The organism is Pseudobacteroides sp. (genome assembly GCF_036567765.1).
In the GTDB taxonomy this organism is placed as follows: domain Bacteria; phylum Bacillota; class Clostridia; order Acetivibrionales; family DSM-2933; genus Pseudobacteroides.
On the sequence record NZ_DATCTU010000121.1, the window covers coordinates 55,921 to 75,852 of the forward strand.

The window sequence follows — 19,932 nt, forward strand, 5'->3', positions numbered from 1 at the left end:
GAAATTAAAAGCCCCCTTGTTAATAGTCACGTTTACTGCATATTATTCAACAGGGGCTTATATTGTGCAAAAATATATAATAAGCCGTAATCTTGGCTGCATTCCTCTGTTTTTGGGATTAAAGCATTTCATCCTCTCTTGGCTATCTTCCTGGTTAAGTAAAATATAAGTATAAATACCGGAATCAACAGCAATGCATAGGTATTTCCAACAAAAAGCTTTACCACCCATACCCTTATCACATTTCCGCCGTCAAGAAAGCTGGTAAACGTACCTGAGTAGTTCTCAAGCTTGTAATTCACACTTCCCGCAAGTTTGGTATACACATGGGCCATGTTGGAAGCTGTGTACAAGTGTATCACCACAATTGGAATTCCTATTAAAAAAGATCTTATTACATTACCTCTAGTCGCAGCACATACCAGTGCAACAGAACCCATGATATTAACCAAATCCCCAAGAGGAATGAATTTTACACCCGGAAGAGTAAAAGACAGGATTAATGCAACAGGCATCAATAGTATTGCGGTTACAACCACGGATGGAATACCTACCAGGACTGCCACATCAAGGGCAATATAGGTTCCTCCAATACCGGGAAAACGTTTTTTTATAAATCCCTTCATTCCTTCAGATATTGGGATTAGTGAAGAACCAACAATATTGGCCATTTTGGGAAGTATGTAAATCACTGCTGCAATCCCGAAAGCCAGCTCGGCTATTTTTCTTGTGTCATAGCCTCCGCCTATGCCCAGCAGGATGCCGATAACAAATCCAATAATCATTGGCTCTCCGGCAAGACCTATTTTTTCTTTCATTTTCTCAGGATTGGCATCAATCTTGTTAACAAATGGCATCTTGTCAATAAGCTTGTTCCCTAGTATTCCAAACGGGAAGTACGTTGCAGCTGAAAGAGTAGGAATGGATATACCCTCCATCCCTGAAAATTTGTTGACTAAAGGTGCACTCCAGTCAGCTATCTTAAGGGTTATCACACAAATAATAACTGTAGCCAAAGAAGAAAGAAAAATGTTTTGAGTTACATTATAAACCAAAGCCCCGGTAAAGATAAAATGCCAGTAATTCCATATGTCTATGTTTATGGTTTTGGTAAGCTTTGTGATCAGCAAAATTATATTTACAGCCATAACTAGAATTATAAATACAGGTGCAAATGCGAACGACCATGTAATAGCTGCCAAAGGCGGCCAGCCTGCATCCAAGACATTGAGGTTAAGTCCCGTTCTTTTAATGAGGTTCTGTATTACAGGGTTTATTATTGCTACGAAATAATCAAATACAATAAATATACCTATAAATCCTATCCCAATAGTAAATGCAGATGTTATAGCAGTTCTCAACTTTATCCTGAATATAAGGGCAAGGATAAAAATAATGACCGGAAGCATAACGTAGGGTTTGAAGCCCAGAAAATACATTGCAGCTTGTTTAACAATATCCATTTTACTCTCCATTTTTTAAAGTTTTGAAGTATATTTCTATTGCCTAAATCAACAATATAAGTACTTTTATATCACAAACACTTTAATAATGTCTAGAAGATATTTATCTGCTATAAATTCAACTATTAAGTATTAAGCAGCCTATTCTCTTATATATTTATATTAATGAGTTTAATCCAAGGCGGTTCACCAATATGTTTGACGTACTTATTAGAGCAATAGAAAACAACCAAACTGAAACATTTTTAATTGCAGGCACTTTTGCTGTTATAATATGGCTTTACAAAGAAATCAGAAATACTTATATCGAAGCAGAAAGAAATAATTTTGACCGTGCCAATAAAGCATTAGAGGTTTATGCACAGCTTCTGATTGAATTACGTAAATATATTGACAACTGGTCATCTGATACTTTATTGGATAGCAGCCTGATAAAGGCTTATCCATATCTTCCCAAGAACCTGCTAATAAGGTTTATGAATTGGAAGTTATGGAAGAATGAAGATAATCTATATGAAATTTTAGAAGAGCTGGGGAAAGAGATACTTCGAGTTAAACGTATTCAAAAAGATGTTGTCAGCTACAGATCTGATGACTCAATAAGCTCAATACGTTACTTCCTTCACAGTATAAAAGCCAGCTCATTCATTCAGCCCTTTATATTTTTTACCGGCGTCTTATTTGTTGCTTTTTATATATTAATATCTGTTTATCAGTTCTCAATATCTGATAATCTGGAAAAATTATGTGTTGTTTTAACTTTTATAAATTCTCTTTTTTATTTTTTCTTTGCTTTGCTTTTTATGGAAATACTCTTTGAAAAGAGATTCATAAGCAACCTTAAAAACTGGGTATATTTTTCTTTATTCATTATAATTCCCGCGTCTACAATTATGTTTTATAAGTGGTACTTTGCTTGCATTTCATTTATATTCTTTTGGGTTTATATAAAATTCTTATTACCAAAAAGTCTTAGCAATTCTTGATTTAGAAGTAATGCTCTACTATCAATTATAATTTACTCTCCATTTGCTAAAACCAAAAATCTATTACACTCATCAAATCGTTTTTACAGAATCACCTCTTGACATAATTTTACCCCCAAAATTTAATTTTATTAAGGTATGATTAAAAAATTACTTACCCTTATATTTACTGGCTATTATCGTACTAAATTCTGTTTACTATGGTATTAAACTTTGCAGCTATAAGTATAATGTCGCTCATGTTGATAGCTCCATCACTATTCAAGTCATATGCCTGAGCATATCTTAAGTCTCCACGGACGGAATTGAAGCTGATTGCCACAAGTATGACATCTGCCATGTTTATGACCCCGTCGTGGTTTAAATCCTCCGCAACAAGGAAAGGATGAGTTGTCGGTGTTGGGGTGGCAGGAGGAATGGTAGGTGTAGGCGTAGGTATTACCTCGTTGGGATCCTTTAAAATATAAAGGATCCCAAATACGCCCCCAACAATGCTTGCCCCCCTATTGGCAAATTTAACTGTTACCTTTGATTTTCCAGTCAGCCATGCCATGGGAATCTTGTACTGTACTTCATAAAAGCCGGTAGGATTTTTTGCCTGAATAGTTTCCTCCTTTAACAACTGGCCATCTATATGGACGTTAAAGGCTCTTCCGGCATCACCGCTGTAATATTTGGCTACGAGGTAATTTGTTATGGAAGGAATCACAGACATATCATAGCTGAACCATCCTGCTCCTGTAACCGAGCTTGCTGCACCATTTGTTGCAGGATTTACATTTGCATGACGGTACATAAGGCCGTTGAAGCTTCCTCCCGTCGAGTTCCCCTGCAGATTATGGAGCAGTTCATACTGATCATTTGTAATCGGCACCTCATCTATTGTCAATGCTGCCCTGGCTTCCCTCTCACGTAGTTCCCTAAGATAAGCTTCCAATGCCGCAGCATCCATCTTCATGAGAGTAAAGTAAATACCATACCTGTCCTTATATCTTTGATAGTGGGGAGTGAATTTCAAATTATTATCTTCATCTGTATTTCGTAAAGTAAACTCTACTTTACCAGGTGTCTTTACCATGTTGTTTTTAATATTGCCGATCCAGGTATTAACACTGTCCGTTATAAGAATGTAGTCCTTAATTGTCACATTTTTGGTTGCTTTCAATACCTGTACACCATGGGGAGCTGTAGTCATGCTGGCGGTTCCAAGGCCTGCACTTAAAACATAAGGACCATATGTAAATGCAACACAATCTGGTTTATCGGTAAGCCCTGATACCTGCACTTCCATAGGTAAATTTAACTCCACCTTGTCTTCGGCCTGCCATACTCTGTTGACACTGACGTAACCGTTTACTTTTGATGCATTGACTGCAGCACCATTAACTGAAACGGTTATATTCTGCCCTGCTGCGACCCATGCCGGGGACCTGAATTTTATATTGACTGCAGTGGAAGGTGCTGAGTTAATGGTAAATATCACCCTGCTGGAACTAGGCAAATCGGCTGACTGAATCAACGAAAGCCCTTTTTCACTCCAGTTCAGTGTTGAGCTTAAATACATGTTTACATACAAGTCTGTACTGTTTTGATAATACAGGCTGTCATTGAGCTTAGTGAAGTTTTCCATTCCAGTTCCGGTACAACACCAGAAGTGATTTGTTTCTGAACCAAAAACCTTGAAGTACCCTGTAGCCATTGGCTGAAAGTACATTGACATTCCGGTTTCAGGATTTTGTGATGCCATAATTGCATTTAAATACGTTTTTTCATAGTAATCGGCATATTTTACATCTCCCGTCACCTTGAACAGTTCTCTGGAAAGCTTCAGCATGTTATATGTATTGCATGTTTCATTGTTAACATTTGTTGCAGTAGCAAACAGTTTACCAGGTTGCCCGAAATGCTCGTTATCACTGTTCCCCCCTGTTACATAGGTATGATCCCTCAATACAATGGTGAAAAACTGCTGTGCAGCAGTCAAATAGGAGCTTTCAGCACTTCCCAGTGTACGATAGCGGTTCAAAGCACCGACAAACTTAGGAATGGTAGTATTGGCATGTCTGCCTGGTAAATTGTTGGTTCCTGCAGCAATGGTATTAAATAAATTAGTTTCATCAAATAGATGGGCTGCTGTCAAATGGTTGCTGCTTTTTGAAATTTTGTACAAATCATAAAGACAATCATTCATTCCGCCGTATTCCACCCCCAACACCCTTGAGCGTGTCCCACTATCCCATTTTGATGCCCTGTTATAGACCCAGTCTCCCAATTTTTGGGCTATGTTTAATGCTTTTGGATTGCCTTCGTATATATAAACATCGATAAGACCGGACAAAATCTTATGCATTGTATACCATGGCACCCAGCTATTACCTGTCGATCTGCCTTCAATAACATCAAAATGTGTTTCAGGGGTTGCAAACAAGTAGCCTCTACTAAATTTATTCTGACAGGCTTCCAGTTCGTTGATGATATAATCGGTTTTGTTTTTTAATTCGGTACTTAATGCTGCATCACCTTTTGTGTTTTTATATGCCTTGGCAATAGCCGACAGGTAATGTCCCAATGTATGGCCCTGAATCATGGTATTTTCCCAACCGCCATATCTGTCTGCTTTTTTGGGCAATCCCGATACCTCTCTGAATCCAGCTACCAGACGATCAGCATTAAGCATTTTCAAATATGCAACTTCTTTATTAAAGGCGTTCACATAATACGGATCGATTATCTTAACCTGTTCCATATCAAATTCCTGGAGCTGTTCCGCACTTGCGGCTGTGACTTCAGCTGGGGTCGGCATGACAATGATTTGTGATAAAGCCATTAAACATACCAATAATACACTAATAGACTTTTTTACGTTCTTAATCATAATCTCTCCTCCATTACCGTAATGCAATGCATACAGAACAATGCAAATATAAAATTCATATATTTATTATATAAAATGAATTTTTTCTATAAATGGACTTTTTTTTGATATTTGTTAAAAATTTTAGTGAAATGCTTACCATAGTATTAAATCTTTCTTACTATGGTATTAAATTTGCAGCTATAAGTATAAAAGCCCCTAAGCGTCTCCGGTATATCCAGCATTAACGGTGAAGCTTTAAGTGTATAAGTTTCATTTGGAAGATTTACATTCCGGTATATACTTCTAGTATAAACTGAAGAACTATACTACTGAATACAAAACCTTTCTGATCTAATAAAAAATAGGAACTTTTGAGATAGCCTAATGATGGATAATTTATATTTTGTATTTAAGAGAAAAGAATATATGCCAATTAATTTTGAAGATAACGTATATCTTGCTTTACACCTTTATATATCCTATGATAAAATTAGTATAGTTACTGGATTAACATAGCTGGAAAAGTAATATTATGTTTTATCCCATGAATATATTGCTCTTATTGTCCTTAAAAATTACATACATTAAATAACATAAAACGAACTTTCATACTCCTACCATATATTCGAACTATCTCCCCAGATATATTTTCATTATCCGACATAAGACAATATTTTTTATCTTAAAATTGTGCTTCAAATATTAAAATATAAAACTAAGGGGGAATTAAAATGTTTAAAAAAACCGTATTGGCAGCCATTTCGGCTTCTGTCCTAACATTGGTAAGCAGCATAACCTTTGCTTTCAGTGTTGAAGTGCTTCAACGGACAGATTTTACTGACGGATTGAGTTCGCCTTGGAAGTTAAATCTAAGCAATCAAAACAATGCATATTCATATGTAAAGGATGAACGCCTTGTTGTCCATATGGACCAAAAGGGCACAAACAAATGGGATGTAGCAGTGGAGCATAATGATTTTACTATTTACAACGGCCATAAATATACCGTAAAATTCAAAGTCACAGCTTCAAAGAATTGCAAGATTTACGCCAAAATAGGTGATAGGGGTGAACCCTATGGTGAGGCATGGAATAATAATTGGAGCCCTTACGCCCTCACTGCAGATAAGGTTCTTGAGATCAACGACACCTTTACTGCAACTAAGGATTACAAAGATGCACAGCTTGCTTTTCATCTAGGTGGAGAATTAGCCGGGTCACTACCATATGATGTTAAATTTATTTCGATATCACTAAATGATGACTCAGCCGACCCTAAGTCAACTCCAACACCAACACCTGTTATTACTCCCTCAATGGATATAAGGGTAAACCAGTTGGGATATTACTCTGATTCAATCAAAAAAGCCACAATAAAGACTGACTCCACATCTACTTTGGATTGGGAACTTAAGAACAGTTTAGGCGTTGTGGTTGCTTCAGGTAAGACACAAGCTTTCGGCCAGAATCATGCGTCAGGAGAAAATGTCCAGATAATTGACTTTTCCAGTTATACTACTCCAGGCACTGGCTACAAGCTGTTCGCAGGGAATGCTTCAAGCCATTCCTTTGATATAGGAAATAATATTTACTCACAACTCCAATACGATGCATTGAAATATTTCTATCACGCCAGAAGTGGTATAGAAATTAAAATACCTTACTGTGTTGAATCACAATGGGCAAGAGCAGCAAGAGATAATCCGGATAAAGCCAGACTGGTACCCGGCATAAATTACACCGGCCCTTCAACTCTTGATGTAACAGGCGGATGGTATGATGGAGGATTTTATACAAAGTATACCTCCTATAATGCAATGGCATTATGGAAAATACAAAACCAGTATGAAAATGCCAAGATTACAGGAAAATCCGATGCTTTTAAAGATAACACAATGAATATTCCTGAAAGCGGAAATGGAATTCCAGATATCCTTGACGAAGCACGCTGGGGCATGGAAGGCATGCTGAAGCTTCAGATCCCTCAAGGCTTTGACCGAGCAGGAATGGCACCTTATCAAATAAATGAAGCCGTTATTGGCCTAGACGTGGCAGGTACTGGACCCTTGATAAGCAGAGTATACTATCCGCCTACAACTGATGCAACCCTCAATCTTGCATCATGTGCAGCACAAGCCGCAAGACTTTGGAAATCAATAGATACCGTTTTTTCAGACAAGTGTGTGGCAGCTGCCGAAACAGCATGGGCTGCTGCAATGAAAAATCCGGCTATCTATCAGCCACACCCAAGTGGTCAAGCACCTTCTTCATATCCAAATGACTATTTTGAGGACGAATTCTATTGGGCAGCATGCGAATTGTATTTAACAACCGGTAAAAATTTATATCTTGATTACATAAAGACCTCAAAATATTTTTGTCAAATGCCTGTGAAATTGACAGCATATTTTAATGATGGATTTCAGGGAAGCATAGACAGAAATACCACAGCAGGGCTTGGGACTTTATCCCTGGCACTTAACAAGGCTTCCGAATTTCCTGCAGCAGTAAAAAATATTACTAATGCCGCTGATCTGTACCTTTCTATTCAAAGAGAACAAGGCTATGGAATGCCTTTAGCTGAAAACAGTTTTCCATACAAGATTGGCAGCACATCCGGTATATTAGACGGATATCCAAATGAATCAAACCTCCTTGGGGCCAATAACGGAATAATTATGGCATATGCATATTCCTTGACAGGAGACAAAAAGTATTTAAATGGCGTTGGCGAGTTCATGGATTACCTTTTAGGCAGAAACCCAATAGTAAAAAGTTATATCACCGGCTATGGGAAAAATCCTGTTAAAAACCCCTATCACGCTTTCTTTGCCTATCAGGATGACAAAAGTTTCCCAAAAGCTCCCGGAGGATTTTTAGTTAGTGGAGCTACTTCATCACTAAATGCAATGAGGTTTGTGAACGCTGATGATCCTCGTTACTTACCGGCTCAGAAAAGCTATGAAGATGATTACTATAACTACTTTACAAATGAAGTAAATGTGGATCTTAACGCTTCACTTGCATGGCTGGCATCCTTTGAGGAAGCCAAAGGTCTAATTCCCACTCCAAAGAAACCTATTCCCGGAGATATAAATGAAGATGGAAAGGTCAACATGGGAGACCTTGTACTATTAGCAATATCTTTCAATTCAACATATCAAGATCCAAATTATAACAATAAGTGCGATGTTAATAATGATGGAGTAATAAATATGCATGATGTAATGGTTATAGCAATGCGTTTCGGTTATAATGAATCGATAGAACCAGGTACAGTTTACGCTTTCTAATAATATGATTTTGCAACCTTGATTAATATTGAAAACAGAGCTGCTGCAAAATGTGTCTTGTATACTACATTTTGCAGCAGCTCTTTATGTTAGCATTTCAGCTATTAGCTTAATTAATTTAGTTCTTTAATTTTATACAGTCTTCAGTGGTTTATTTCGAGCCCTTGAGCATACTTCCAAGTGCTCCTTCTTCAATCTGCTGACCGTTAAGAGTTATGTAAATGCCACTGCCTGAGTGAGTATCCTTTAAACGTATTGTTCTTACGTTGATAAAGGAATCCATTTTGAGCTTCTTTACAGCATCGGACATTGAATTATAAAGCTCCTTTGATCCCTTACCAGAACATGATTCACACATGCAGATGGTAAATTCCTGCGTCACAAAGGCTGAGTTTGCTTTCTTCTTTACAGTGTTGCAGGCATTATCCCCAACCTTTGGCGTATAGGTTGTGTGCAGCAGTTCATGTGCCAGATGAGAGTTTGCCTCACCATAAAACTCATTGTACAGCCTTAGTATATCAGGGTTTTCCTGGGATTTACGATACTGGGCGGTTTTATCTATATTCACGAGAACCTGCTGGCGTTTTTCCATTGCATCTATCTTTTCCGGTACCGGATGTCCTGCACCACAAATACATCCACCAGGGCACGCCATTACTTCTATAAGGTCATAACCAACATCAACGCCTTGGATTATCTTTTCCACGATTGGTTCAGCATTATGTAGACCGCTTATAACAGCAACACGTACATTTGTGCCGTTTGCGTCAACTGTAGCTTCCTTGAGACCTTCAAACCCACGAATTTCTTCAAAGTCAAGACGATCTACAAGAACATTTCCTGTAAGCTTCTCAACAGCCATTCGAAGAGCAGCTTCAGCAACACCTCCGGAAGCACCAAAGAGAACCCCTGCACCAGTTACCCTCTTATATGGATCATCAAACTCTTGTGGTACTATATCGGCGGTTTTGATACGGAGCAGTTCAACCATTTCAAGCATTTCACTTGAAGTGAGGACTGCATCTACATCCCTTATTCCCTCAGGAGCAAATTCAGAGCGGGCTGCTTCATGCTTTTTAGCAAGACATGGCACTATAGAAACTACAAAAAGGTCTTCCTTCTTTATTCCGGCTAATTTTGCATAATGATTCTTAACCGTTGCTCCCATCATCTGCTGAGGTGATTTACAGGTTGAAAGGTGCGGTATGATCTCTGGATAACGCTTTTCAACCAGATTGACCCATCCTGGACAGCATGATGTAAACTGAGGCATAACACCTTTCTTCTCAACACGAGTGAGAAACTCTGTTGTCTCTTCCACAATGGTGAGATCGGCAGCAAATGAGAAGTCGAATATCTTATCAAATCCCATTTTTCTTAATATTCCAGCCATAAAAGGTGATGCTTCATCATATGGAATACCAAAATAAGATGAAACAATACTGCGAACTGCAGGAGCAACAAAACCTACAACTGTCTTACCGGAGTCATTGATTGCCCTGAATACCTTTCCTTTTTCACGTCTGAAATCAAGTGCACCACAAGGACAGGCATTCACGCACTGACCGCAGCTGACACAGTCTGTTTCCTGAAGGGGCAGACCGCTTTTTGTTCCAACAAGCTGTCTCCCATGTTTTGTATAATATGTAAGGACATCCGGCCCTTCAATCTCTGCACACGCTGCAATACAGCGTCCGCATGAAATACATTTATTGTGGTCGCGGATGATAAACGGATGATCATCCACAATTGGAATGTATGGGCGTTCATGAATAGGATTTACATATTCTATTTTGTGAGCTTGTGCTTCTTTTCTGAGGTCACAGCTGAAGCGTTCCTTACAACCGCATTTAAGGCAGCGGCGTGCTTCCTCTCTGGCAGACTCGTCACTATATCCAAGCTCAACCTCATTAAAGTTATTTTTGCGTTGACTTATTGAAAGTTCTGGCATTTTTGCACGGAAAACCTTAGGCATTTCTTCGAACTCCCACTTAGGTAGGTCTTCCATCGACCCGCGGCTGCAGCTATAGTCTGCGTTGGCCTCCTGAACATATCCTTTCGTCAGGAAACTATTCATAGCATCTGCGGCATGACGGCCTGCTGCTACTGCCTGAATAACTGTTGCAGGACCTGTAACACAGTCACCACCTGCAAATATCTTTACTTCAGATGTTTGCATAGTATTGCCATTGATTTCTATATCGCCCCACTTATTAAGCTTAACGGGCATATCGTTATATAGGAACTGAGTATTTGTGCTCTGACCGATTGCACCAATAATTGTGTCTGCATCTATCAAAACATCACTGCCTTCAACGGGTACAGGACGACGACGACCTGAACGGTCCGGTTCACCAAGCTGCATTTCCATACAGTGAAGTGTTTTCTTTCCGCCGTTCATAACAATTTTATTTGGTGCCATTAAAAAGAGCATTTCTACCCCTTCATGCAAAGCTTCTTCAACTTCATAGGGCTCAGCCGGCATTTCTTCACGGGTACGACGATAAATCAACTTAACTGATTTAGCACCTTTACGAAGTGCTGTACGAGCACAGTCTATGGCAGTGTTACCTCCACCAATGACAACCACATTGTCACCAAGCTTAATATCCATACCCTTTGTTACCTGCTCAAGGTATTGTATTCCAAGCCATACACCTTCAAGATTTTCTCCCTCAAGATGCATAGGGGTTGCACGCCATGATCCTATTGCAAGATAAACCGAGTCAAAATCATTATTAAGATCCTCAAGACGTATATGCGTTCCCAACGCTTTACCTGTCATTATCTTGATACCCATCTTTTTCATTATATCGATTTCTTTATCCAGGGTAGCCTTTGGTAAACGATATTCCGGAATTCCGTAACGCATCATTCCGCCTGCATGGGGCTGACGTTCAAATACAGTTACATCATGACCGTTTATCGCACTGTAGTATGCAGCTGAAAGACCTGACGGTCCTGCACCTACAATAGCAATTTTCTTTCCTGTGGAAGGTTTTAAATCAGGAATCCAGGGACCCCTTGACATATCCCAATCAGCAGCAAACCTTTTTACATAGTTTATTGCAACAGGTGAATCAACCAAATTGCGGCGGCATGCCGATTCACATGTGTGTGGACATACACGGCCGCACACAATAGGGAAAGGATTGTTGTCTTTGATAACGCGTATTGCAGCTTCATAATTACCGTTACCGACGTGGCGAAGATAGGATTGAATGTCTATGTTAGCCGGACAAGTGGTAACACAGGGAGCAACGCAATCTGCATTGTGATCAGAAAGAAGCTGCTCTAAGCGTACCTTCCTATAGTTTTCAAGCTTAGGGCTATTGGTGCAAATAACCATACCCTCTTTAACAGGAGTCTGACATGCTTTCACGTCTCTGTCTCCCAATTCAACTACACATAATCCACAGTTTCCGTTTGACCTTTCAAGTCTGATATCATAGCAAAGATGAGGTATATGTATATCCTCCTGAAGTAATGCCTGAAGGATGGTAAGATTGTCATAGACCTCGATTTCCCGTCCATTGACGGTTACCTTGATGCGTTTGTGATTTGTTAATGTTTTCATAACCTTTTCCTCTTATAATATGTATTTGAAAAAATTTATAATAAAAGTTTTGCAGTAAAAGATACTGTAAAACGTGTCCATTGGTATATGTATAATTCTTTCAAAATCCCATTTGCAAAAAGTTATCAAGTGATTTTCCAATATTAATGTTGCCATGAGAAATTATTGTATAGAATATGCATTAATTTCTTAAACAAAACAAAATTTTGGAAGGATTATACTTCACCGCTTGAATATAACTATATTTATATATCAATGGATCAGCCATAATTAAGGAATGATAAAAAGAATTACTTGCCATAAATATAAGTGTATAATTAGATTTGTATACTTATGTAAGGCAATAGACTGCCGAAGCTTCACTGCTTTGCCAAAACATCTTTGCTTTGCTCTGCCGAATGCAAGATTACATTTTTAATATATAATAGTAAGTTATTTTTTTAACATTCTTATGACCATTTACTATTATAGCTGAATAATTATAATTTGTCATTTCATGTTTCGACATTTTTTAAGTGTTTTAGTTGAATATTTCGATATCTTTGCCGATTAATTGTCCCTAGATGGTTTTATGCTTCATTTATCCAAACATTTCAGCAAATTTCGAAGTAATCTGGTTTAGACTCTCCTATTCCTTAATATAAATTACGTAGAATTTTAAATGGGAGACTTTCTAAAAGGGTATAGCAAGTCTACGTGAAACCCATATGCAGCAACTAGAAAAATTATAACTGCAGCCCCCAAAATTATACACATATTTTTGCCAAAGCTGGCACCCTCGTTTTTCTCAAAAATCAATCCCAGTATAAAACCTGCTATAAATAAAGCCAGAGATATAAATAATGTATTGTACAGCACTGATTTTTTGCTGATACCTATCGCATTTAAAAATATCGTACCAAGGCAGAAGGTTCTCCCAATCTTGATTGAAACAAGAATGCCAAGAAAAAATATTGGGCCTGAAATAGTACCAGGACCTATTTTTGAACTCAATTTCACCACTCCTAAGAAAGTTTTAATTTAAGCATTAAGTGTTTATAGTATTTATCTGTCATAATTAAATTCAACCTCTACAATACGAACATCTGCTATGTTTTTATCATCAAATAGCTTCAGTGCCGACACCGTAGGCACTTTTAAAAGTACACCATTAAACCTGAGGTTTTTTGACCCTATAAGATCATTGACCTTTATGAGGTCGGATGCAAACTCATCATCTTTAAGATATTTGGAGTACTCTATAAATCTTTTCATTTCGTTCTTGAAATACTTAAAGCTTTGTGCTACAGGTTGTTTGGCATCAAGAGCCCACAAATCATCTATATTAGAACCGTCTTCCACCCCATCATTTGAAGCTGCTTCGTTTTTGGGGAAGTCGGTTACATCGGGTGCCAGATGGCCCACCATTTCTATATTTAATGGAAATCCCCAGTTTGCACGAAGAAAGCCCATGTTTTTGTAACCCCATTTATTTATTGAAATACCGCTTGTATCTATTGAAAACCACCACTCCCTGTAACCACCATTATCAATTTTTGTAACCAGGACATCAAGGTTTTCAAGTGTTACCGGCTTCTCAAAATAGACAGTCAATGAACTAAGGCTCCAATCTTTAACCGCTTCAAGCTTGGATTTGACTTTTTTCAAAGAATCATCATTTCTGTTAACCTGATGGCCCCAGCCAACTGGAAAAACAGCACCATTATCTAAATATGTAGTTTTCCAGTCTATTTCTCCTATATAATTAGGAACAGCCAAATCAAACTTTCCGCTTCGAGAATTTCCAAATAAAAGAGGCTGCTCGAACTCAAATATATTTATGGATTCAAGAGGTCCAAGTCGGCCTAACCAGCCACCCTTAGCCCTTCCCCCAGGAATATTGAAGTGAACAATGTCATTTAGTGCCCCCCTCACCATCTCATTCTTCTTCATCAGAGGCTTTGCCATTATCGTTTGAAAAATAAATGTCAGAACTATATAGCAAATAGCAATTACCAACGCACATGCTATTACTATTCTTCCCAGTACTCTCTTAAAGAAGATATTCTCCAGCTTTCTTTGCTTGATTTCCAGGTGTTCATCCTTTAATTCCATCATGGAATCAGCTTTTATACCTTCGAATATACTGAAGCATTCATCACATTCCTTAAGATGATTTTCGACGCTTTTCTTCTCGCTATCTGATAACCTTTCTTTCAAAAAGTCAGGCAGTAATTTTTTTACCACCTCACATTGTGGTCCCAATTCTTCATTCATGGCTATTGTAAACCTCCCTAAACTTTTTCCTTGCCCTGTGCAAAGTAACCTTAACCGAAGATTCGGTAGAATTTATTATTTCTGCTATTTCCTTATATGAAAAACCATAGTGGTCCTTAAGCAGTATTGCTGTTTTAAAATGCAGCGGCAGCCTCCCTAATGCTTCAGCTAAATGTAGTATATCAGTATCATTTTTTGCTGTTGCTTTAAAATCCTCTTCATAGGGTTCGAAATTTAATATATTGATTTTATTTTTTCTTACATAGTCTATAAAGTTGTTGTGAGCAACACGTATCAACCATTTAATGCATATATAAGACGATTTATCGCTATAAAACATCAGGAGAGCTTTATAAAAGGTTTCCTGGGTCAAATCTTCTGCAAGCTCAGTATTTTTGCAAATATTTCTTAAGTAATTATCAACCTTTTTATAGTTTTCCCTGTATATCTTTTTAAAGCCCTCCACATGCTCACCCCTTTATCCATTACACTAATTATAACGGAAATTTATGGTGAAAAGTTACAGCATCATTTTTAGAATACATCTCGCTAAAAAATTCTTATAGGTGTACAAACACCGACAAAGGAAAAAAGGTCTTCAACATCTGCGTGCTTATTTACTATTGTAAAGTTCCCTGTTGGTGTAGGGGTTGATGGCTTGCCTGTGGCAACAGGATAAGATTTGATTAGTCTACCTTGGCGGTATAAAGCACTGGGATTAATACCAGGGTTTGCATTCCGCAATGCTTCGACTTTTATTCCACTACTCTATACCATGCTGGCCATGCCTCTCAGTACCATCCTGCTTTTTTTTACATATAGGTTGCCTGAGGAGTCCAAGCCTGCATAAAATACCTCCTTAATATCTGATACACCATAGCCTTTAATTTTGTTGGAATATTTAAATTAGAAGGCTTTGTGGCTATAAAATAGCCTATACCAGAGTATGGTATAGATTCAAGCATTATTTGCTTCATAGCCTTAGCTCCTGATATTTTGGTATGTATAAGTAAGTAAACCCTCCTATGTCTGGCATATGCAGATAGGAGGGCTGCTGATTAATTGTCAGTTAATTGATTTTATTTAGATGTCTTCTGATCTATCATGTTCTTCACTTCTTCTGCAGTAAGTCCGCTGGCACTAATTACTGGAATCTTGGTAGATGTATCTGCAAAACCCATCATATTGGTGTTGTAGTCTGCAGCAATAATTACATCTAGATTATCATATTTGGCAATATTATTTTCAATGTTTTCACTTAGAATCTGCACTGTATATCCCTGATTCTTCAAATAGTCAGCTACATTAGTCAGACCTTTTTCTACACCTATATTTTTCATATGTCATCACCTCGTCCTTATTCTTCCCCCATGAAGTGTTGGTATGCATGTAAATATATAGCGAATTGGTAATTTGTTATTTAATACCCTTGATCATCAATTAGCCAAGGCGAATTTTTATCCTTACGGACGAGAATCATATTCCAGTCAGTATTTGCTTTAACAGCCATACCTATCTTGAAAATCCGTGCGAAAAAAAGTGAACCTTGAGTCATACTTTGGTTCATCAAGTCTTTCACCAGACGGTGAATTCCGAAATGCAAACGTAACTTTATCCAAATTATCAATCATGCAAAATAAAACAAGTGCATTCTTCTGCAGATTGGAATAGCTTGCTTTATCGCTTCTTATAAGAGGCCATTCACTAACATATGTACCATCATATTGAAGTCCATAAAATACCGTCAGTCCATAAGGCCGCTTATCTGTTTCCAATGATATATAGCTTTGAATAAAGCTTTTTTCAGGTACCGGCAAATTTTGTGCCAAATCCGAAACCTTCCAAGCCTCACCTTTATAAGGTGTTCTGAGCTTTGAAATCCGATCTAAGTCAAAGTTCATCATATCAACTCTAACAACAAAGGAGTATTCCACCTGTCCTTTATCTTTAAACCCCAGCTTAACTCCATATATATACTCCCCGCCATCAACAGGTGCCTGAAAATATAAAACCCCATTGATTATGCTTGGTTCAGGGGATTCAAACTGCGCCCTTCTGCCTTCCTTGTAAACTGTAAGTCCTATCAAGGTAAAATCATGTTTCCTGTCAATTTTTATCTTTTGTGTACTTATTGACATCTGCTGTCTTGAACTTATGTTAACTATATTGTCAGGATTGTATTTCATCTCTAGCGGATTTACTGAATCAGCATTGACAGAATTCCATGAATAAGTCCCAACCACCGCCTTCTTTGTCTTTTCATATTCAGCACTTATATAAATATTCGGCGGAGAGCTGGCACCAATTCCAACACCAGCTCCTAAATATAGAGCTCCTACTATAACGGCTATAAACAAAGCTGCAGATAACAGCACCATAGCTTTCGACTTTTTTCCATGGTTCATGATAGCCGTAAGCCGATCTTTGAGGCTCTGCTTCTCTTCATACATAGTTGCCTGTAATTGTACCGAGTTATATTTGCCGCCAGCTGCCACATCTATAAGCGTATCCCCATAGTCCTGCTTTTCTTTAACACTAAGATTCTTTATAACTGCTTCGTCACAAGCCAATTCGCAGGCATGACCGATTTCTTTTCTTATAAGGTACATCAGCGGATTAAACCAGTGAATAGCTTGAGCTATCATTGTCAGCCACTTTATAGCTATGTCAAACCGCTTCATATGATTAATCTCATGAAGCAGAATAAACTTTATTTGTTTCTCGGAAAAGTCTGTGTCGGGAATTATAACACAGGGCCTTGCAATGCCAATAAGCATTGGGGCTTTCACATATCGGTTGCGAAAAAGTTTCAACCTGTACCCCCTTAATAAATTATTTAAAGTTTGACTTTGTTCATCCGAAGCAGGTCTGTTTGCTTTTCTTATTTGCTTTAAAAATCTTAGGTATCCCGTAAGATTGTAACTAAGAAAAAACATAATGCCCAATATCCAAATCAGCATAGAATATTTATAAAAAATATCCTTTAGCATATCTATGAAATTAAATTTACTATCTGCAGTACCCGCGGCCGACTTTTCATTGGAATTGGGCTGACTAGATGAGATAGATATATCAGATAAATCATATGCTTTGGGAAAATTATTTGAATGGTGTAAATCCGGATTTATCTTTTCGATGTTTGTTTTTTCGATTATAGTACGCATAGAGCTTGCACCATTATTTGTAGCATTACTCTTATAAAACAGTTCATTAACAATGCTGCTCTCAAAAGAAAAAGGAACCAGAAACCTAAAAATTACTACAATCCAAAGTAGATACTGCATGGTTTTTGATACTTTATGCCTTATTAGCGGCTTTACGGCAAGTATTATTAAGGCAAGAATACTGCCTGACAATGAAAGGGACAAAACCAGCTTTATGACATCATTCATCCTTGTCACCTACTTTAAACATATTCTGAAGTTCTTCAATATCCGACTTATTTAGTTTCTTGCTTCCCAATAAAGATGCCACAAGCTTTTTAGCACTGCCGGCAAACAACCGGTCAATCAGGTTCTGGGTGGAGTACTCGTTATATTCCGCCTCACTAACTAAAGGCTTGTAATAGAACACATCCCTTTTAGTCGCTAAAACTACCCCTTTTTCGCACAACCTGCGAAGCAACGTTTTTATGGTGGAAGTTTCCCAACTGCTTTTTTGTTCAAGTGGTTTTCTTATATCGGTAATAGGAAGCTCGCACCCCGCCTCCCACAAAACACGCATAACCTCAACTTCAGAATCTGTTATCTTTGCTGCTAATGAATCCATATAATTTCCTCCCTTTAGGTTACATTCGTAACCTAATACCAGTTTACAACTGTAACCCCCGTTTTGTCAAGGCTTTCTCCAATAAACAAAGACAGGTAAGATTTATGACCTTACCTGCCTCTTTGCATAAATATTTTATCTTATGAAATTAAATCAGTATCCTAACTTTTTCAAGTATCCGTCGATTTCCGATATAGCCTTATAAATTGCATCATTACTATTCTTCAATTTTTTCGCTTCATTTACCTCATTCCTGGAATTTTGATACTGACCCATCTCATAGTAAAGAAATGCAGAAAAATACCGCCCTCTCAAAGGGTCAAACTCCGTCAACTTTTTTGAATGGTTTAATGCTTCTTCCTTATTCCCCGTAACATATTCAGTCCAGGCCAAGTACCAATATGCAGCAGATTTACTGACGTCATCCGCTTTTTCCAATTCTATTATCTCCTTGCCGACCTTTTTAACTTCGCTCCACTTCTGGCTTACGTAGAGCTCCTCCATGGCATTTATCTTTAATGTTAAAGTGCTTTTTGTACTATTAAAACCATAAAACAAGCTTGATGCAAGCATTACAACAATAATTGCAATATAGATAAATCTGTTTAAGTACCATTTTGCTATATTAGAAGTTGATACCGCACCTGTAGCTAAAAATCCGCCTATGAGACCACCGATATGTGCAAAATTATCTATTCCCGATCTGGAAAACCCGTATGCAAGGTTAATAACTATAGTAATAAGCACATTCGCACCAAAATACGCTCTGAAAAGGGCCGGCCTCTGCAAACCTAAATAAAGCAGTGAGCCAAGCAGTCCAAATATAGCACCGGAAGCTCCAGCCCCCCAACTCATGGAGAATAAAAAGCTTGCTATGTTTCCTGCAATACCTGCGATCAAATAAATGGCCAAAAATTTTACATGCCCGAATAACCTTTCGACGATACTTAGTGCATATAGTGAATAACAATTCAGAAAAATATGCATCTCATCAAGATGCAAGAATATCGGAGTAATAAACCTCCAATATTCACCTGCTAATATTTGTCCATTTTCTTTTGCACCAAATTTGAGCAATAGAATGTCAAAACCTTCTCCCGATTTAATCGAATATAATTTTATTGCTGCAAAAATAATTATGTTCAAAGCAATAAATAAATATGTCAGTATTGGTGCCTTGGCTTCAAGTTTTATTTGAAACTCCTTCTTCTTTTGAATGATAACATCCTCAATATCATTGTTTTCAGTTTCCTTATAAATGCCTTCCTTCAGAGTAGACTTTATTGTTTTACTAATCCCCATGTCTGTTAATGGGAGCTTGAAATGCTTTTCAACCGATTTGCTTTCTAAGTTTACACTTAAGCATTTTACATATTTTTTACCTATGGGCTTTAACAGCTGTGCGGATCTTATGGCATCAAGCTTATCTCTGTCAGGATACGAACTGAAAATAAATACTTCATAAAGATATTGTGCTACCCCGACTTCCGTTTGCTGAATGGTATTCTGGTTGCCTTTAAGTCTTTCTTTTATGTCTTGAGCAGTAAACATATCCCCATCCAACAATTCCACGATTACCAAGGACCCGTAAGCGTCTTTTGTAAGAATGTTTATCTGATCATATATCCTATACCTGCCGTCTGCATCCTGCAATGGCATAAAGTCACGGTCTTTAACCAAAGTCTGTAATAGTGAATAAGTAAATTCTCTTTTCATCTGCCACCTCTAATTT

At 37.8% G+C, this 19,932-nt stretch carries 15 protein-coding genes; 2 read left to right on the forward strand and 13 right to left on the reverse strand.

The annotated features are described in order from the left end of the window. Positions 1-128: 128 nt before the first annotated feature. A complete protein-coding gene (locus tag VIO64_RS20120; RefSeq protein WP_331921534.1) occupies positions 129-1,463 on the reverse strand; it encodes a PTS transporter subunit IIC in 1,335 nt (444 codons plus the stop codon). 194 nt (positions 1,464-1,657) lie between these two features. Between VIO64_RS20120 and VIO64_RS20125 the strand changes: the two genes are divergently transcribed. Then, positions 1,658-2,449, forward strand: a complete 792-nt coding sequence (locus VIO64_RS20125) for a hypothetical protein (RefSeq protein ID WP_331921535.1) — start codon at positions 1,658-1,660, stop codon at positions 2,447-2,449. Between the two features lie 184 nt (positions 2,450-2,633). On the opposite strand, the gene VIO64_RS20130 is transcribed toward VIO64_RS20125, so the two are convergent. Next, complete coding sequence (locus tag VIO64_RS20130) at positions 2,634-5,324, reverse strand: beta-L-arabinofuranosidase domain-containing protein (RefSeq protein ID WP_331921536.1); 2,691 nt, start codon at positions 5,322-5,324, stop codon at positions 2,634-2,636. Between the two features lie 713 nt (positions 5,325-6,037). On the opposite strand from VIO64_RS20130, the gene VIO64_RS20135 reads away from it, so the two are divergent. Further along, positions 6,038-8,599 (forward strand): glycoside hydrolase family 9 protein, encoded by a 2,562-nt coding sequence (locus VIO64_RS20135; protein WP_331921537.1) that lies wholly within the window; start codon positions 6,038-6,040, stop codon positions 8,597-8,599. A gap of 151 nt (positions 8,600-8,750) precedes the next feature. Here the strand turns inward: VIO64_RS20135 and VIO64_RS20140 are convergent, their stop codons facing one another. The 11 genes from VIO64_RS20140 to VIO64_RS20185 form a co-directional block, all read right to left on the reverse strand. Next, a complete protein-coding gene (locus VIO64_RS20140; protein ID WP_331921538.1) occupies positions 8,751-12,176 on the reverse strand; it encodes an NAD(P)-binding protein in 3,426 nt (1,141 codons plus the stop codon). Positions 12,177-12,833: 657 nt separating this feature from the next. Next, a complete protein-coding gene (locus tag VIO64_RS20145) occupies positions 12,834-13,169 on the reverse strand; it encodes a hypothetical protein (protein ID WP_331921539.1) in 336 nt (111 codons plus the stop codon). A 51-nt stretch (positions 13,170-13,220) separates the two neighbouring features. Continuing rightward, positions 13,221-14,432 carry a zf-HC2 domain-containing protein gene (locus tag VIO64_RS20150; RefSeq protein ID WP_331921540.1) on the reverse strand — a complete coding sequence of 404 codons (1,212 nt, stop codon included), beginning with the start codon at positions 14,430-14,432 and terminating at the stop codon, positions 13,221-13,223. Further along, positions 14,425-14,898, reverse strand: coding sequence for an RNA polymerase sigma factor (locus VIO64_RS20155; RefSeq protein ID WP_331921541.1), 474 nt, complete (start codon positions 14,896-14,898; stop codon positions 14,425-14,427). Before VIO64_RS20155 ends, VIO64_RS20150 begins: the two co-directional genes overlap by 8 nt. 83 nt (positions 14,899-14,981) lie before the next feature. Beyond that, entirely contained in the window at positions 14,982-15,176 is a 195-nt protein-coding gene (locus VIO64_RS20160) for a L,D-transpeptidase (protein ID WP_331921542.1), read from the reverse strand. 68 nt (positions 15,177-15,244) lie between these two features. Then, the gene (locus VIO64_RS20165; protein WP_331921543.1) at positions 15,245-15,409 is read right to left on the reverse strand and encodes a hypothetical protein; all 165 of its coding nucleotides are present in this window, start codon (positions 15,407-15,409) and stop codon (positions 15,245-15,247) included. Between the two features lie 102 nt (positions 15,410-15,511). Beyond that, on the reverse strand, positions 15,512-15,772 hold the full coding sequence (locus VIO64_RS20170; protein WP_331921544.1) for a YkuS family protein: 261 nt from the start codon (positions 15,770-15,772) through the stop codon (positions 15,512-15,514). 80 nt (positions 15,773-15,852) lie between these two features. After that, a complete protein-coding gene (locus VIO64_RS23175) occupies positions 15,853-15,999 on the reverse strand; it encodes a DUF4829 domain-containing protein (protein WP_414705321.1) in 147 nt (48 codons plus the stop codon). Beyond that, the gene (locus VIO64_RS20175; RefSeq protein WP_331921545.1) at positions 15,932-17,824 is read right to left on the reverse strand and encodes a M56 family metallopeptidase; all 1,893 of its coding nucleotides are present in this window, start codon (positions 17,822-17,824) and stop codon (positions 15,932-15,934) included. Before VIO64_RS20175 ends, VIO64_RS23175 begins: the two co-directional genes overlap by 68 nt. After that, positions 17,817-18,200: a BlaI/MecI/CopY family transcriptional regulator gene (locus tag VIO64_RS20180; protein ID WP_331921546.1), complete on the reverse strand. Its 384-nt coding sequence runs from the start codon at positions 18,198-18,200 to the stop codon at positions 17,817-17,819. Before VIO64_RS20180 ends, VIO64_RS20175 begins: the two co-directional genes overlap by 8 nt. 153 nt (positions 18,201-18,353) lie before the next feature. Beyond that, positions 18,354-19,916: a rhomboid family intramembrane serine protease gene (locus tag VIO64_RS20185; RefSeq protein WP_331921547.1), complete on the reverse strand. Its 1,563-nt coding sequence runs from the start codon at positions 19,914-19,916 to the stop codon at positions 18,354-18,356. Positions 19,917-19,932 lie beyond the last annotated feature (16 nt).

Coding starts and splice junctions, on each gene's coding strand:
- VIO64_RS20120 (WP_331921534.1), bottom strand. CDS start 1,463: ATGGATATTGTTAAACAAGCTGCAATGTATTTTCTGGGCTTCAAACCC.
- VIO64_RS20125 (WP_331921535.1), top strand. CDS start 1,658: ATGTTTGACGTACTTATTAGAGCAATAGAAAACAACCAAACTGAAACA.
- VIO64_RS20130 (WP_331921536.1), bottom strand. CDS start 5,324: ATGATTAAGAACGTAAAAAAGTCTATTAGTGTATTATTGGTATGTTTA.
- VIO64_RS20135 (WP_331921537.1), top strand. CDS start 6,038: ATGTTTAAAAAAACCGTATTGGCAGCCATTTCGGCTTCTGTCCTAACA.
- VIO64_RS20140 (WP_331921538.1), bottom strand. CDS start 12,176: ATGAAAACATTAACAAATCACAAACGCATCAAGGTAACCGTCAATGGA.
- VIO64_RS20150 (WP_331921540.1), bottom strand. CDS start 14,432: ATGAATGAAGAATTGGGACCACAATGTGAGGTGGTAAAAAAATTACTG.
- VIO64_RS20165 (WP_331921543.1), bottom strand. CDS start 15,409: ATGAAGCAAATAATGCTTGAATCTATACCATACTCTGGTATAGGCTAT.
- VIO64_RS20170 (WP_331921544.1), bottom strand. CDS start 15,772: ATGAAAAATATAGGTGTAGAAAAAGGTCTGACTAATGTAGCTGACTAT.
- VIO64_RS23175 (WP_414705321.1), bottom strand. CDS start 15,999: ATGAACCAAAGTATGACTCAAGGTTCACTTTTTTTCGCACGGATTTTC.
- VIO64_RS20175 (WP_331921545.1), bottom strand. CDS start 17,824: ATGAATGATGTCATAAAGCTGGTTTTGTCCCTTTCATTGTCAGGCAGT.
- VIO64_RS20180 (WP_331921546.1), bottom strand. CDS start 18,200: ATGGATTCATTAGCAGCAAAGATAACAGATTCTGAAGTTGAGGTTATG.
- VIO64_RS20185 (WP_331921547.1), bottom strand. CDS start 19,916: ATGAAAAGAGAATTTACTTATTCACTATTACAGACTTTGGTTAAAGAC.